This is a genomic window from Flavobacterium sp. SLB02, assembly GCF_009664855.1.
Taxonomy (GTDB): domain Bacteria; phylum Bacteroidota; class Bacteroidia; order Flavobacteriales; family Flavobacteriaceae; genus Flavobacterium.
In genome coordinates this window covers 6,197,593-6,212,633 of record NZ_CP045928.1, presented here as the reverse complement: position 1 = coordinate 6,212,633, position 15,041 = coordinate 6,197,593, and the positions used below count along the sequence as shown (strand labels likewise).

The 15,041-nt window shown below is 33.3% G+C and carries 14 protein-coding genes; 8 read left to right on the top strand and 6 right to left on the bottom strand.

From position 1 onward, the window contains the following. Positions 1–106 precede the first annotated feature (106 nt). Positions 107–685: a porin family protein gene (locus GIY83_RS24075; RefSeq protein WP_208683885.1), complete on the bottom strand. Its 579-nt coding sequence runs from the start codon at positions 683–685 to the stop codon at positions 107–109. A 209-nt stretch (positions 686–894) separates the two neighbouring features. Further along, positions 895–1,383 (bottom strand): hypothetical protein, encoded by a 489-nt coding sequence (locus tag GIY83_RS24070; protein WP_208683883.1) that lies wholly within the window; start codon positions 1,381–1,383, stop codon positions 895–897. A gap of 320 nt (positions 1,384–1,703) precedes the next feature. Here GIY83_RS24070 and GIY83_RS24065 point away from each other — a divergent pair, with 320 nt between their 5' ends. From GIY83_RS24065 to GIY83_RS24055, 3 genes are all read left to right on the top strand, one after another. After that, the gene (locus GIY83_RS24065; protein ID WP_194616802.1) at positions 1,704–2,261 is read left to right on the top strand and encodes a porin family protein; all 558 of its coding nucleotides are present in this window, start codon (positions 1,704–1,706) and stop codon (positions 2,259–2,261) included. A 211-nt stretch (positions 2,262–2,472) separates the two neighbouring features. Further along, positions 2,473–2,886, top strand: a complete 414-nt coding sequence (gene aroQ, locus GIY83_RS24060; protein WP_194616803.1) for a type II 3-dehydroquinate dehydratase — start codon at positions 2,473–2,475, stop codon at positions 2,884–2,886. A gap of 70 nt (positions 2,887–2,956) precedes the next feature. Continuing rightward, positions 2,957–5,446 carry a DUF5686 and carboxypeptidase regulatory-like domain-containing protein gene (locus GIY83_RS24055; protein ID WP_208683880.1) on the top strand — a complete coding sequence of 830 codons (2,490 nt, stop codon included), beginning with the start codon at positions 2,957–2,959 and terminating at the stop codon, positions 5,444–5,446. A 220-nt stretch (positions 5,447–5,666) separates the two neighbouring features. Here GIY83_RS24055 and GIY83_RS24050 read toward each other — a convergent pair whose 3' ends face one another. From GIY83_RS24050 to GIY83_RS24035, 4 genes are all read right to left on the bottom strand, one after another. Next, positions 5,667–6,542, bottom strand: a complete 876-nt coding sequence (locus GIY83_RS24050; protein WP_208683878.1) for a cation diffusion facilitator family transporter — start codon at positions 6,540–6,542, stop codon at positions 5,667–5,669. A gap of 77 nt (positions 6,543–6,619) precedes the next feature. Then, the gene (gene murA, locus GIY83_RS24045) at positions 6,620–7,933 is read right to left on the bottom strand and encodes a UDP-N-acetylglucosamine 1-carboxyvinyltransferase (RefSeq protein ID WP_208683876.1); all 1,314 of its coding nucleotides are present in this window, start codon (positions 7,931–7,933) and stop codon (positions 6,620–6,622) included. A 210-nt stretch (positions 7,934–8,143) separates the two neighbouring features. Beyond that, on the bottom strand, positions 8,144–8,863 hold the full coding sequence (locus tag GIY83_RS24040; protein ID WP_194616807.1) for a DUF4290 domain-containing protein: 720 nt from the start codon (positions 8,861–8,863) through the stop codon (positions 8,144–8,146). A gap of 3 nt (positions 8,864–8,866) precedes the next feature. Next, positions 8,867–9,163 (bottom strand): DUF493 family protein, encoded by a 297-nt coding sequence (locus GIY83_RS24035; protein ID WP_017498101.1) that lies wholly within the window; start codon positions 9,161–9,163, stop codon positions 8,867–8,869. 325 nt (positions 9,164–9,488) lie between these two features. Here GIY83_RS24035 and GIY83_RS24030 point away from each other — a divergent pair, with 325 nt between their 5' ends. The 5 genes from GIY83_RS24030 to fmt all read left to right on the top strand — a co-directional run bounded on the left by GIY83_RS24030 (position 9,489) and on the right by fmt (position 15,032). Then, positions 9,489–10,403, top strand: a complete 915-nt coding sequence (locus GIY83_RS24030) for a S9 family peptidase (protein WP_194616808.1) — start codon at positions 9,489–9,491, stop codon at positions 10,401–10,403. A 17-nt stretch (positions 10,404–10,420) separates the two neighbouring features. Continuing rightward, positions 10,421–11,203, top strand: coding sequence for a hypothetical protein (locus GIY83_RS24025; protein ID WP_194616809.1), 783 nt, complete (start codon positions 10,421–10,423; stop codon positions 11,201–11,203). A gap of 388 nt (positions 11,204–11,591) precedes the next feature. Further along, on the top strand, positions 11,592–12,125 hold the full coding sequence (locus GIY83_RS24020) for an AAA family ATPase (protein ID WP_194616810.1): 534 nt from the start codon (positions 11,592–11,594) through the stop codon (positions 12,123–12,125). Positions 12,126–12,189: 64 nt separating this feature from the next. Beyond that, positions 12,190–14,085, top strand: a complete 1,896-nt coding sequence (locus tag GIY83_RS24015) for an ATP-dependent DNA helicase RecQ (protein WP_208683874.1) — start codon at positions 12,190–12,192, stop codon at positions 14,083–14,085. Then, positions 14,085–15,032 (top strand): methionyl-tRNA formyltransferase, encoded by a 948-nt coding sequence (fmt, locus tag GIY83_RS24010; RefSeq protein ID WP_208683872.1) that lies wholly within the window; start codon positions 14,085–14,087, stop codon positions 15,030–15,032. Before GIY83_RS24015 ends, fmt begins: the two co-directional genes overlap by 1 nt. Positions 15,033–15,041 lie beyond the last annotated feature (9 nt).

Below are 15,041 nucleotides of genomic sequence, written 5' to 3'. Positions count from 1 at the left end.
TCAGATACTATAATTTTGGGTGGTAAATTCTTATTATGAAAATTTTGAGCATAAAAAAACCTTTCTGAAATTCAGAAAGGTTTTTGAGATTAATTAATTCTTAAAATTAGAATTTATAAGCTAGAGATAACGCAAGGTTACTGTTTTTAGCACTATTGTAATAATCATCTTCATTATCAATATCTTTATCTGAAAGAGGAGATAAACCAATAGTATAACGAAGACCTACTGAAAGATTATCAGTAAAACTATAACCCGCTCCAATGTTAAAACCAAAATCTACTGATCTTGTATAATCTTTAATATCTTCACCATCAAGTTTTGCAGACAATAAAACACCTAATTGTGGTCCTGCTTCAACATTAAATTTTTTATCTACTATATAATATTTTGCTAAAACCGGAATATTTAAATAATTCAATTTATAATCGTAATCTCCTCCAAAACCATCAAATTTACTTCCCTGCGTTGAGAATAAAAGTTCTGGTTGAATAAAAAATTTCTCTACAACATGAATTTCAGCAAAACCGCCAACGTGAAAACCAACTAATGATTTAGTATCATCAACATCTCCACCAACTACTGTTGAAAGGTTAAGACCTCCTTTTATTCCAAATCTTGTTTGTTGTGCATTAGTAAATCCAAATGCCATTACTGCTATAGCAGCTAAAATAATTCTCTTCATCTTAATTTGTTTTGGTTAAATTTAATGTTCAAATATAAAAATATACTTCACAAAAAATAACTTGCATTTTAACAAATAAAGTGGTAATTAGACAGTTAAACTCATTAAAAGCAAACGAACAAACTTTTATTTGTTGTAAATTAAACCACAAACAAAAAAACCTTCCTAAATAATTAGGAAGGCTTTTAAAAAATATTATAATTCCGGTATTAGAAATGCAATGCAAAACCAATAGTAAATTGAAGAACATCTTTACCTGTACCAAAATTATCATTTAATGTTACGTTGTAACGAACGCCTGGCTCAATAGAAATGTTATTTCCAATAAACCATGCATATCCTCCCTGAATTCCTAAATAAGAAGCGTTTTCATCTGCATCTTTAATACTTGCTCCAGTGTAAGAAAGCTCAAAAGGAATTTTGTTGATTACATAATACTTTGCTCCAACTTTATAAGAGAACTTAGAAGTACCGTAATCTCCTCCTTCATCACCATACCCTAAACCAGCTTTTATCGCTAAATTATCCATAACGAAGTAACCACCTTCTGCTCCAATATTCCAAGAAGTTGTACCATCTTCTGAATTTAGTGCAAAACCTGTGTTACCAGTTCCTCTCGCGCCAAAAGAAGTATTACCCTCAATAAGGTATTTTCCTTTTTTAGTTTGCTCTTGTGCGCTTGCAAAACCAACTGTCATTACTGCAATAGCAGCTAAAATATTTTTTTTATGTTTACAATTTTTGTTTATTATTATTTCATAAAACTAATCTTATACTTGTTAAAAAAAGCCCAAGAGAAGACTGAAAAGTATTAAAATAAGACAGAATTCATAAAGAAACAAAAAACTGAAATTCAAAGGATTAAAGGCAAAAACACCAAATAACAACCGTAAAAAGCGAAAATGAGTGCGAATTTTATTAATTATTTAAACCAATATATAAAACAATAAAATCAAAATAATGTAGTTTTGACTAATAGATAACGTTAAAAAATACCAAATTTTAAAAAAACACTTTTATGAAAAAAATAATTTTAGCGGCTGTTTTGTTCATGGCAACATCAGCTACAATTCAGGCACAATTATTGAAACTTGGAGTTAAAGCAGGGGTTAACTTTGCAAGTCAAACTGGAGATTTTCCAGATCAAATTGACAAAGAAGGTATCACTAGCTACCATGCTGGTTTGGTTGCTGAAATAAAATTACTAGACAAATTTTCTATTCAACCAGAGCTTTTATACTCTACAACAGGTGCATCTTATAAATTTGATGATGTAAGTGGAGATATTAAAAATGAGCTAGGGTACATCTCCATTCCGGTAATGGCTAAATTTTATTTAAATAATACATTTAGTTTAGAAGTAGGACCACAGGCTTCTTTCTTAGTAAGTGAAAGAAATGATTTTGATGTTAAAAATGGTGAAACTTTTGAATTTGGTGTAAATGCCGGTTTAGGAGTAAAACTTACTGAAAACTTCTTTTTACAAGGTCGTTATGGTTTAGGATTGACAGAAGCTTCTAAAAATGCAGATGTTAAAAACTCTGTATTCCAGATCTCAGCAGGGTTTATGTTCTAAAAAAATATATCACATACTTTTATAAAAACCGTTCTATTAATTAGAACGGTTTTTTTATTTTTACCAAGTTCAATATCAATTGCAAAAATCAATTACAATTGCAATATCAATTTCAATATCAATAAAAAATAAATAACAAATTAGATTACCTAAACTTACATTACTTATATGGTTTAAAAATATCTAACTGTTTTTTCAAAATAACTTAAATATGAAAATCGCTATAATCAACGGACCCAATTTGAATCTTTTAGGAAAAAGAGAACCCGAAGTTTACGGAAGTCAAACCTTTGAAGATTATTTTGAAACGTTGCAAAAAACGTATCCCAATATCGAGCTGTCGTATTATCAAAGTAATATCGAAGGCGAACTGATTGGAAAAATTCAGGAATTCGGTTTTACTTATGACGGAATTATTTTGAATGCCGGCGCTTATACACACACCTCAATAGGTTTGGGAGATGCCATTAAAGCAGTAACAACACCCGTAATCGAAGTGCATATTTCGAATACTTACGCCCGTGAAAGTTTCAGGCACCAATCGTATTTATCCGGCAATGCAAAAGGAGTAATTTTAGGCTTTGGACTAAAAAGTTATAATCTCGCCATTCAATCTTTCTTGTAAGTCTTTATTTAACAATTTTTTAATAAGCTCATTTTTAACTTATTCTATTTTTGTTAGATATACCACTTTCATGAAAAACTATACTTTACTTGCCTTTTTATTTTTTTCAATCTCCAATTTTGCCCAAATAAAGGGAACTATAACCGACGAAAAAGGAAACCCGCTGCCTTTTGTTTCTGTATTTGAAGAAAACACTTATAGCGGAACCACGTCAAACGAACAAGGAAAATACCAGCTTAACATAAAAGAAGTTGGTAAAAACAAAATCGTTTTTCAATATCTGGGTTTCAAAACTCAAAAGATATCTGTTTCGGGAGATTCAAAAACAATAGTTTTGGATGTAAAAATGGCTGAAGAAAGCTTTGCTCTAAACGAAGTTGTAATTGATCCTAAAAAAAATCCTGCTGATGCTATTATAAGGAATGCTATAGCAGAAAAAAAAGACAACTCAGACAAAACCGGAAGATATACTGCCGATTTTTATTCGAAAGGAATGTTTAAAGTTAAGGATTTACCTAAAAAAATTCTGGGTAAAAAAGTAGATCTTGGTCAGGATATGGCATCCAATCTGGATTCTACAGGAACCGGAATTTTGTATTTATCTGAAACTATTTCTAAAATTACTTTTGAAAAACCTGACAAATTAAAGGAGAAAATTGTCGCTTCGAAAATTTCCGGAAACAATAAAGGATATAGCTATAACACCGCTTCGTTATCGACTTATGATTTTTATGATAACACGCTTGACTTTGATGTTAAGCTCATCTCTCCTATTGCTGATAATGCTTTCAGCTATTACAAATACAAGCTCGAAGGAACATTTTATGATGATAACAACCAACAGGTTTATAAAATTAAAGTCATACCAAAACGCGATAAAGAACCTGTTTTTGAAGGGTATATTTATATTGTCGACGATAGTTTTGCCATTTACGCCCTTGATTTAGATATAAAAGGGTATCGAATGAAGAATGAATTTACTGAAGTCATGACTCTAAAACAAAGCTTTAGTTACAATACAAAAAATAAAATCTGGACAAAAAATGCTCAAACACTCGATTTTAATGCTGGTATCTTTGGCGTAAAATTCTCGGGGAAATTTAATTATGTATATTCTAATTATGAGTTTCCAGCTTCTTTTGAAAAGAAAACTTTTGGAAATGAAATTGTTGCTTTTGAAGCCAATGCCAACAAAAAAGATGACGCTTTCTGGAATCAGATCAGACCAATTCCGCTAACAATTGAAGAAAGCACTGATTATACTAAAAAAGACAGTTTGCAGACCATTAGAAAATCTCAAAAATACATAGATTCGGTAGACACAAAAAACAATAAGTTTAAAGTCACCGATATTTTAATGGGTTATGATTATAAAAACACTTTCAAAAAATATTCGTTTGATTACAAAGGATTATTAAACATCGCTTCTTTAAGTTTTAATACCGTTCAGGGATTTAATTTAGATTCTGGTTTCTCGTTTAAAAAATGGAATGAAGACGAAGGTAAAAGCACTTCTATAAGCACGACTTTTAATTATGGTTTTTCAGATGAGCGTTTTAGAATTACCGGAGATTTTACGCATAAATTCAACAATATAAATTTCGCAACGATTAATATATCAGGAGGAACAAAAGTAGCTCAATTTAATAGTTTCGAACCTATAAGTAAGCTGGTCAATTCTGTAAGTTCTTTGTTTTTTAAGGATAATTACATGAAATTGTATAATCTGGAATATGCCCAGATTGGCTATTCACAAAACATCCTAAATGGCGTAAATTTATTTGGAAAAGCGGGTTACGAGCAACGAAAACCTCTCTTTAATACCACTGATTATTCTTTCTTTAAAAAAGATGACATCTATTCTTCTAATAATCCGTTGGCACCAAATGATTTTACAACGCCGGCTTTTGATCCTCATCACTTATTTAAAGCTGCAATAAGTACCCGAATTAACTTTGGCAACAAATACATTTCAAGACCTGACGGCAGATATAATATTAAAAATGATAAATATCCAACGGTTTTTTTAGCTTTCGAAAAAGCATTTGCTGCCAGCGAGAAAAAATACGAATTTGAACGCATTGGCGCTTCTGTTGTTTATGATTTATCATTAGGCAATAAAGGAACTCTGGGAATGAATTTAAGAGCAGGAAAATTCTTTAATGCCGAAAATATTTCATTTATCGATTACAGACATTTTAACGGAAACCAGACTCATATAGGAACAAGCGAACGTTATTTGAATGTTTTTAATTTAATGCCCTATTATGCCAATAGCACCAATGACAGTTATTTCGAAATGCATTTGGAACACAACGACAAGGGATTTATTATGAATAAAATCCCGTTATTGAATCTTTTAAAATCTACCATGAATCTTGGGTTTCATTCTTTGGCAATTCCGAACAGAAAGCCTTACACAGAATTTACGGCTGGTTTAGACAATTTAGGATTCGGAAAATTTAAATTGTTCAGAGTAGATTATGTTCATTCTTATCAAGGCGGCATTCAGCAAAATGGTGTTGTGTTTGGGCTGAAGATTCTAAATGTGTTAGACTAATCTAGGCACAAAGGATCAAAAGTTCAGAGTTACAAAGGTATATGCTTTGAGAAATTCTGGACTTCACCCAAAATAACAAGCTATTATAAAAAAAAATCCGTTTACCCTTGAAAAAGAATAAACGGATTTTTTTTATATTTCAATCTTTCTAAAGTTAAAACAAAACCTTTGTCCCTCTGAACCTTTGCCACTTTGAACCTTTGCCACTTTGAACCTTTTTTTAATGATAATCATCCGGTTCGATATGAATCAGGACATTACCCAATTCAGGAATTCTTTCTTTTAGGGTATCTTGTAGTTTATGTGATAAATCGTGGCCTTCTTTTACCGAAATTTTTGCCGATACAATAGCATGAAGATCGACATGATATTTCATTCCGGCTTTACGGATGAAACATTTTTCGGTTCCAAGGATACCGACCACTTTTAGGGATTCGATTCTGATTTCTTCGACTAAATCATCGTTCAGATTTTCATCCATAATTTCCCCAAGCGCAGGTCTGAAAATTTTATAGCTGTTATATAAGATAAAAAAAGCAGCAAAAAGCGCCGCCCAATCATCTGCTGATTCATACCCTTTTCCCATAATTAGCGCAATCGAAATACCAATAAACGCTGCTACTGATGTAATAGCATCACTACGATGGTGCCATGCGTCGGCGGCTAACGAAGAGCTATTGGTTTCTTTGCTACGCTTCATTACCAAACGATATGAATATTCTTTCCAGACAATAATTACACCCAGAACATACAATGTCCATGATTTTGGTAATCCGTGTGGAGTCTGGATATTGGCAATACTTTCGTACCCAATAATGGTTGCCGAGGTGATTAAAAAACCAACAACCAAAAAGGTTATTAAAGGTTCTGCCCTACCGTGACCATAAGGATGGTTTTCGTCTGCAGGTTTATTGGAATATTTGATTCCGAATAACACCAGACAAGACGAAAATATATCGGCAGTAGACTCGATCGCATCTGCAATTAAGGCATAAGAATTGCCAAAAAAACCTGCCAGGCCTTTTACCAAGGCTAAGCAGGTGTTTCCAACTATACTAAATATAGTAGCTTTTACAGCTTTTTGTTCATCTGTCATTTGAGACTATTTTTTTCGCCATTGAATTTCAAAAATTAAAAATTAGTGTAATTCGTGTAATTCGTGGCTAACTCTTATTACGCTCTCACGATTTTAGCTCCAATTGCTCTTAAACGCTCGTCGATACGCTCGTATCCACGATCGATTTGTTCGATATTTTGAATTGTGCTTGTTCCTTTTGCCGATAAAGCTGCAATTAATAATGAAATCCCCGCACGAATATCAGGAGATGACATTGTTGTTGCTTTTAGCTGAGATTCGAAATTATGCCCCATAACCACCGCTCTGTGCGGATCACATAACATAATTTTTGCTCCCATATCGATTAATTTATCCACGAAAAACAAACGGCTTTCGAACATTTTCTGGTGAATTAAAACATCGCCTTTTGCTTGTGTAGCCACAACCAAAACGATACTCAACAAGTCAGGTGTAAATCCTGGCCATGGTGCATCGGCAATTGTTAAAATAGAACCATCGATATCGGTTTTTACTTCATACCCGTCTTTGTGAGCAGGAATGTAAATATCATCTCCGCGTTTTTCGATTGTAATTCCTAGTTTTCTGAAAGTATTAGGAATCAAACCTAAATTCTCCCAGCTTACATTTTTGATCGTGATTTCACTTTTTGTCATAGCCGCAAGACCAATCCAGGAACCAATTTCGATCATATCAGGCAAGATTGTGTGCTCACATCCTCCAAGGCTTTCAACACCTTCGATAGTCAATAAGTTAGATCCTACACCTGTAATGTTAGCTCCCATTGAGTTCAACATTTTACACAATTGCTGTAAGTAAGGCTCACAAGCTGCGTTGTAAACTGTGGTTGTTCCTTTTGCCAAAACAGCAGCCATAACGATATTTGCTGTTCCTGTTACTGATGCTTCATCAAGCAACATATCTGTTCCTTTAAGTCCTTCTTTTGGAGATTCTACTCCGTAAAAGTGATCTTCTCTGTTGTATCTGAATTTTGCTCCAAGGTTAATAAAACCTTCAAAGTGCGTATCTAATCTGCGACGGCCAATTTTATCTCCTCCCGGTTTAGGAATATATCCTTTTCCGAAACGTGCCAAAAGCGGTCCAACAATCATAATAGAACCACGAAGCGCTCCTCCTTCTTTTTTGAAAGCTTCGGTTTCTAAATATCCAACATTAACTTCATCAGCCTGAAACGTAATCGAACCCGGTTCATTGCGTTGAATTTTAACTCCTAAATTACCCAACAAGGTGATTAATTTATTGATGTCAATAATATCGGGAATATTATTAATTTTTACTTTATCCCCCGTTAGAAGCACGGCACATAAAATTTGTAATGCCTCATTTTTTGCTCCTTGCGGAGTGATTTCTCCTTTTAAAGGAGTTCCTCCTTCGATTTTAAAAATTCCCATATTCTTTTTTTAGAGTTTCTGAGTTACTAAGGTTCTAAGATTCTAAGTTTTTCTCTTTGTAAAAAAACTCAGTAATTTAGCTGCTTAGCAACTTTTTATTTTTGTTTTTGTTTTTTAGGGCTTTGAGTTACTGATATTCTAAGATCCTGAGCTAAAAAAATTAGCAACTTAGCATCTTAATCCCGATAGCTATCGGGATAGTACCTTTTTTTACTTTTGATTATTTTTCTGAAAAGGTTTTGGTTTTCCCGGACCTTTATTGTTTTTGTTGCTTTGGATTTTTGGTTGTCCCGGTGGCGTGATTTTGTTCGACATGCGTTTGTTGGTACGCAATAAATCAGTAGTATTTAAAAGCTCTTCTGTGCTTTGTAATAAATTGATTTTTCCTCCTGACAATTCAAATAAATGCTCGAAAATCACATCATCTTTTACTGTGTCTTTGTTCCAGCTCAGGTATGATTTTTTCATGTGGTTGGCAATGACCAAAACCAATGCATTTTTCATTTCTCCATCTTCCCATTTATTGGCAACATCAATCATATATTTGATATTATTACCGTAAAATCTGTATTTAGGAAAATTTTGCGGATAGTGTAAAACATCCGGTTTTAACTGCAGCACATCTCTTGACGGAATTGGATAGGGTGATTCTACATTCAATTTAAAATCAGACATGATAAAAAGCTGATCCCATAATTTATGCTGAAAATCCGGTACATCACGCAAATGCGGATTCAGACTTCCCATAACCTGAATGATGTATTTCGCGGCTTTATTGCGCGTTTCATCATCTTCAATAATAGTTGCCTGATCGATCAATTTTTGCAAATGACGACCATATTCCGGAATAAGTAAACGCTGTCTTTCAGAATTGTATTCTAAATTAAAAACAACGTCATTCGCGACTTCTTTTTTATATTTTTCGACCATAATTTATAATGAAACTATACCTTCTATAGTAGAAACTTCTTTGTATTTGCTAATCACTTGATCAGCACTATGCATTGTAACATCTACAGAAACACTGGTAAATTTACCTGTTTTAGATTTTGTTGTTTTAATAACGGCGCCCATACTATCAAATGCTTTTTCAACCCGCTCGACATTATCGTCAACCGAAGGCACTATAAATTTATACAAATATTCTGCAGGCCAAGTATTTGAGTTATCTAACTCTACCTTTAATCTTTCGTAAAATTCGGCTGTGTTTTTTTCTTTATCGTTCTCCATTTGCACATTAAAATAGAAGGCAAATATACGTTTTTGATTTCAGATTTCAGATTTTAGATTTTAGATTTTTCAGACTAAAATAATTGTTTATTTTTCGCCACGAATTTCACGAATTTACACGAATTAATATCATCCAAAATCTAATTTCACGAATTATTGCATGTAATCCTATTTTATAAAGTTAAAGATTAGGGAAAATTCGTGAAATTCGTGGCGAACTTTTATATTTGAGAAAGTATTACACAAAAATTGGCTCGCTAAATCACAAAACAAGAATCTTAAAAAACTTTGCTACTGCGACTTTTCGAGATTAAACCGCAACACTATGAAAAAAATCCTTTTACTTCTTATCGCACTTATAATCAACAATCTTCAGGCACAGGAAATCAAAACGATGACTTATTTTCAGAATGATACCATCAAACTGGATCTGGATTTATACTTACCCAAAAAGAAAACTAACGAAAAAATTCCGTTGATCATTTTTGCTTTTGGCGGTGGATTTTCTGGCGGAGAACGTACAAGTGAAAAAGATTTTGGAATGTTTATGGCAAAAAACGGTTACGCAGTTGCCAGCATTTCATACAGTTTATATATGAAAGGAAAGGATTTTGGCTGTAAAGGAACCTTGACCGAAAAGATAAAAGCAATACAAATTGGTGTAAGCGATATGTGGCAAGCCACATCATTCCTGATCGAAAATGCCAACAAATACAATCTTGATGCATCAAAAATATTCATTTCAGGAATTAGTGCCGGTGCCGAAATTGGTTTTCATGCCTCGTTTTGGGATTATAAACTCATGAATTTATATAAAAACAATCTTCCTGAAAACTTTAAATACAAAGGTTTCATTGGTGGTTCGGGCGCTATTCAGGACATCAATTTAATCACAAAAGAAAAAGCGATTCCAATGTTATTAGCACACGGAAATAATGATGATACAGTTCCATATGCAGCTGGTTCACATCGTTCCTGCCCAACAAACGCTTCAGGCTGGTTGATTCTTTTTGGTTCTTATGCGGTTTATAATCATATGAATGATCTCCATAAAGATATTGAACTGATTACGTTTTGCGGCGGCGGACATGAATTCTCAGGCTATCTTTTTCATCAGGGACAACAATATGTTCTGGATTTTGTAAATGATGTTTTGAAAGGAAAAAGATTTGAATCACATATTATTATCCCGTCGGAGAAGAGGGGCAAGGATTCTGGAAAATATTTGTTTTGTGAGTAAATTAATAAAATAATTTCATGAAAGTAAAAATCATATTATCATTAGTTGTTTTAGGATTATTTACACAATGTAAAGAAGATAAAACAAAAAAAACTACACAAAAAACAGAAAAGCTATCAGCTCTTAACAACTATAATTTTATTGGAAAAGCAAGCATCAGATTTCAATTCTTCTCTGATAGCTCTTATGTTTTTACAATTATCGAAAAAGATGAGAATCACGATAAAATAGAAAAATTTAATGATTTCTGCTATTCTAAAAATGATACAATTTATTTCAGCCGAACAAGATTTCGTTATAATAGAAGCGAAAAAGCAGTAATCAAAAATAATTTTATTGAATTTATTGGAGGTGATTTCCCATTAAAAATTGAAATTCAAAAAAACCTGCTTCAAACAAAAAACAAATTGAATCTTGAAAAATATAATAATTATGCCTTTTTCTCTTTTGAAGAAGAATTTCATAAAAGTTATTTTAATTACAAACCAAACACCATAAAACCTTCAGATTTGAACCAAAAGGAATTAGCTGAAATCGATCAAATTTTAAAAAAATGTTTTTTTGATAATGCGTCAAAACTCAGAAAATTTGACAAATATGTAAATCAATGTATTGTCATAATAAACGAAAACCAAGAAAAAGAAGTTTTGATAAATAGTTATTGCAAGGATCCACGTGATGAAAAAGGTTTTAAATATTCTTTAATTCAAATGAATGATGGAGGAAATTGTAATATAAGTTTAAAAATAAATTTAACGAAGCACAATTATTCAGATCTGAATATTTCGGGTAGCGCATAAAAATAAAAATCATCAAAATATTTGGCTAAAGCCGAAATCATCAAATTCATAAATCCGTTGGTTAAAACCAACGGCTAGTCAAAATAGAATTCTATTTTTATCTCCTACAAGGTTTTTCAAAAACTTGTAGCTATTCATAACCAACTTAGCAACAATATAATTATCCTAGATAAACTGGACTAAAGTCCAGCCCTACAATATTTGCCGAGTCTACGACTCTCTTTCGTTGGAGTTGCGGAGGAACGATTCATTTTATAGGGCTGGTTTAGTCCAGTTTTAGCCAAAAGTAGCAACAATATCACCTAAAATTGCGAAATCATTCGCTCAAGGCAAAATAATCTTTTTAAATACAATAAGTTTAGGTAAATTTGCGCTTTATTTTAAGAAAGTGCAAAAACAAATCATAGTTTTAATTGGTGGCCCGGGAACGGGAAAATCTACTCTTATTAACGAATTGGTAGCTCGTGGCTACTGTTGTTATCCTGAAATTTCAAGACAAGTTACACTCGAAGCACAGCAACGTGGTATCGACCAATTGTTCCTGGAACAACCTTTATTGTTTAGCGAAATGTTGCTGGAAGGACGTATCAAACAATACCAAGACGCTCTTGAAGAACCCGACAATGTAGTTTTTATAGATCGCGGCATTCCTGATGTTGTAGCTTATATGGATTATATAGGCGATGATTATCCGGAGCACTTTGTAAAGGCTTGTGAGGATCTTAAATACACTAAAACTTTTATTTTACCACCTTGGGAAGAAATTTACGAATGCGACACCGAGCGCTACGAAAATTTCGAACAGGCGCTAACGATCCAGAAACACCTTGTTGAAACCTATAAAAAATATGGCTACGACTTAATTGAAGTGCCAAAAGATACGGTTGACAACAGAATTCTTTATATCTTAGATAAAATTTAGGCAGGTGTTTAAAGTTGCAAAACTAGAAACTGATTTCTAAATTTTTTAACTTTAAAACGAGACCATGCCAGAAGCACAAGAATTTCTTTTAAAATACTGGAAACACAACAGTTTTAGACCGTTGCAAAAGGAGATTATTGACTCGGTTTTGGATGGTCAGGATACTTTTGCCCTATTGCCAACCGGCGGTGGAAAATCGATTTGTTTTCAGGTTCCGGCCATGATGAAGCCGGGTATTTGCCTGGTCGTTTCGCCTTTGATCGCTTTGATGAAAGATCAGGTGGCAAATTTGCAAAAAAGGGAGATTAAAGCAATTGCGCTTACAGGCGGAATTCATACCGAAGAAATCATTGATCTTCTGGACAATTGCCAATACGGAAATTACAAATTCTTATACCTTTCCCCGGAACGACTTCAGTCTGACTGGATTTTGGAACGCATAAAAAATCTTCCAATAAATTTAATTGCAATTGATGAAGCGCATTGTGTTTCACAATGGGGACATGATTTTCGTCCGGCATATTTGAAGATTTCAGAACTAAAAAAGCATTTTCCAAAGATTCCGTTTTTAGCTTTAACAGCTACAGCAACTCCAAGAGTCATTGAAGATATTAAAACTGAATTAGGATTGAAAGCCCCAATAATTTTTCAGCAATCTTTTGAAAGAAAAAATATTGCCTATATGGTTTTTGAAGTCGAGGACAAATTGTATCGCACAGAACAAATCTTAAAGAAAAATCCGCAGCCTTCTATTATATATGTACGAAATAGAAAATCGTGCCTCAATATGTCGACGCAATTACAATCCTTAGGATTCAAGGCAACTTATTATCACGGTGGACTTTCATCAAAAGAAAAAGACAAAAACATGCAATTGTGGATGTCTGAACAAGCGCAGGTAATTGTAGCCACCAATGCGTTTGGAATGGGAATCGACAAAGACAATGTAAAAACGGTTATTCATACCCAGCTTCCTGAAAATATAGAAAACTATTATCAGGAATCCGGAAGAGCGGGACGAAATGGTGAGAAAGCTTTTTCTGTGGTATTGACAAATTCGTCAGACAGCATTCAGTCTGAACAGCAATTTTTAAGTATTTTACCGGATAAAAAGTTTCTGAATACTATGTATGTGAAACTTTGCAATTATTTTCAGATTGCCTATGGCGAAGGTTTAGACGATTCTTTTTCGTTTAAACTGAATCATTTTTGCCAGAAGTACGACTTCCCTACCCTTAAAACCTATAATGCTCTGCAATTTTTAAACCAGCAGGGAATTATTACGATGTCTCAGGAATTCTCTGAAAAAATTACGATGCAGTTTTTAATTGAATCGAAAGAAGTAATTCGCTATATGAGTCTGAACTCTAATGACGAAGAAATCATTCTGGCAATCCTGAGAACTTATCCGGGGATTTACGAAATGAAAATGCCATTTAATATTTCGCTAATTGCCAAAAAATCAAATCATACCGAAGCACAGGTTTCTGCTGTTTTAGAAAAACTAAAAGAGAAAGAAATTATTGAATACAAATCTAAAAATAACGACGCTACTATATTATTTAATGAAGTTCGCGAAGATAATCTTACCATAAACAGAGTTTCAAAATATCTCGAAAAACAAAATCAACTTAAAAAAGACCAGCTTTTATCTGTTCTGCATTATATAAAGGACAATAAAACCTGCAAAAACCGATTGATCCTGGATTATTTTGGAGAAGAAACTACAGAAAATTGCGGAGTCTGCTCCTATTGTATTACTCAAAAAGGAAAAATTACCGAAGCCGATTCGATTGCAGATAAAATTCTGCACTTATTAAAGACAGCAGCGTTGACTTCAAGAGAAATTGAAACCAAAATAAAATTAGATGCAAATGATGTAATTTTGGCACTTCAGGAATTACTTGAAAACAATTATATCACCATTCAGGCAAACAATAAATACACTTTAAAATTATAATGGAAAAATTGAGAATTATATTTATGGGAACCCCGGAATTTGCCGTTGGCATTCTGGATACCATTATCAAAAACAATTATGATGTTGTTGGCGTTATTACAGCCGCGGATAAACCGGCAGGACGCGGACAAAAAATAAAATATTCAGCAGTAAAAGAGTATGCTTTGGCAAACAATCTTACTTTATTGCAACCAACCAATTTAAAAGACGAAAGTTTTCTTACTGAATTAAAAGCGCTTAATGCCAATTTGCAAATTGTTGTTGCTTTTAGAATGCTGCCAAAAGTAGTTTGGGAAATGCCTAGTTTGGGAACTTTCAACCTTCATGCTTCTTTATTACCCAATTATCGTGGTGCTGCACCTATTAACTGGGCTATTATTAACGGAGAAACCAAAACCGGAGTTACAACTTTCTTCATTGACGACAAAATTGATACAGGTGCAATGATCCTAAATTCAGAAATCGCCATTGAACCGGAAGAAAATGCAGGACAATTGCATGATCGATTAATGTTATTGGGAAGCAAAACTGTGATTGATACCTTAAAAGTTATTGAAAGCAGAAAAGTAACAACAACAATTCAGGAAGATGATGCCGAAATTAAAACGGCCTACAAACTCAACAAGGAAAATTGCAAGATCGACTGGACGAAATCCGGAGACGAAATCAATAATTTAATTCGCGGATTAAGTCCTTATCCTGCTTCGTGGTGTTTCTTAAAAGATAAAAACGAAGAATTAAGCATCAAAATATACGAGGCCAAACTGGTTTCAGAAAGCCATTCTTATGAAGTTGGAAGCTTGATTAGCAGTAAAAAAGAAATCAAAATTGCGATCAAAGATGGCTTTGTTCAGCTTTTAAGTTTACAATTACCCGGAAAAAAGAGAATGCAAGTGGCAGAATTATTAAATGGGATAACTTTTTCTGATAGCGCAAAGGTCTATTAAGGTCAGTAA

Excerpts from the sequence above, each read along its gene's own strand:
- GIY83_RS24075 (WP_208683885.1), bottom strand. The coding sequence starts at position 685 with ATGAAGAGAATTATTTTAGCTGCTATAGCAGTAATGGCATTTGGATTT.
- GIY83_RS24070 (WP_208683883.1), bottom strand. The coding sequence starts at position 1,383 with ATGACAGTTGGTTTTGCAAGCGCACAAGAGCAAACTAAAAAAGGAAAA.
- GIY83_RS24065 (WP_194616802.1), top strand. The coding sequence starts at position 1,704 with ATGAAAAAAATAATTTTAGCGGCTGTTTTGTTCATGGCAACATCAGCT.
- aroQ (WP_194616803.1), top strand. The coding sequence starts at position 2,473 with ATGAAAATCGCTATAATCAACGGACCCAATTTGAATCTTTTAGGAAAA.
- GIY83_RS24055 (WP_208683880.1), top strand. The coding sequence starts at position 2,957 with ATGAAAAACTATACTTTACTTGCCTTTTTATTTTTTTCAATCTCCAAT.
- GIY83_RS24050 (WP_208683878.1), bottom strand. The coding sequence starts at position 6,542 with ATGACAGATGAACAAAAAGCTGTAAAAGCTACTATATTTAGTATAGTT.
- murA (WP_208683876.1), bottom strand. The coding sequence starts at position 7,933 with ATGGGAATTTTTAAAATCGAAGGAGGAACTCCTTTAAAAGGAGAAATC.
- GIY83_RS24040 (WP_194616807.1), bottom strand. The coding sequence starts at position 8,863 with ATGGTCGAAAAATATAAAAAAGAAGTCGCGAATGACGTTGTTTTTAAT.
- GIY83_RS24035 (WP_017498101.1), bottom strand. The coding sequence starts at position 9,163 with ATGGAGAACGATAAAGAAAAAAACACAGCCGAATTTTACGAAAGATTA.
- GIY83_RS24030 (WP_194616808.1), top strand. The coding sequence starts at position 9,489 with ATGAAAAAAATCCTTTTACTTCTTATCGCACTTATAATCAACAATCTT.
- GIY83_RS24025 (WP_194616809.1), top strand. The coding sequence starts at position 10,421 with ATGAAAGTAAAAATCATATTATCATTAGTTGTTTTAGGATTATTTACA.
- GIY83_RS24015 (WP_208683874.1), top strand. The coding sequence starts at position 12,190 with ATGCCAGAAGCACAAGAATTTCTTTTAAAATACTGGAAACACAACAGT.
- fmt (WP_208683872.1), top strand. The coding sequence starts at position 14,085 with ATGGAAAAATTGAGAATTATATTTATGGGAACCCCGGAATTTGCCGTT.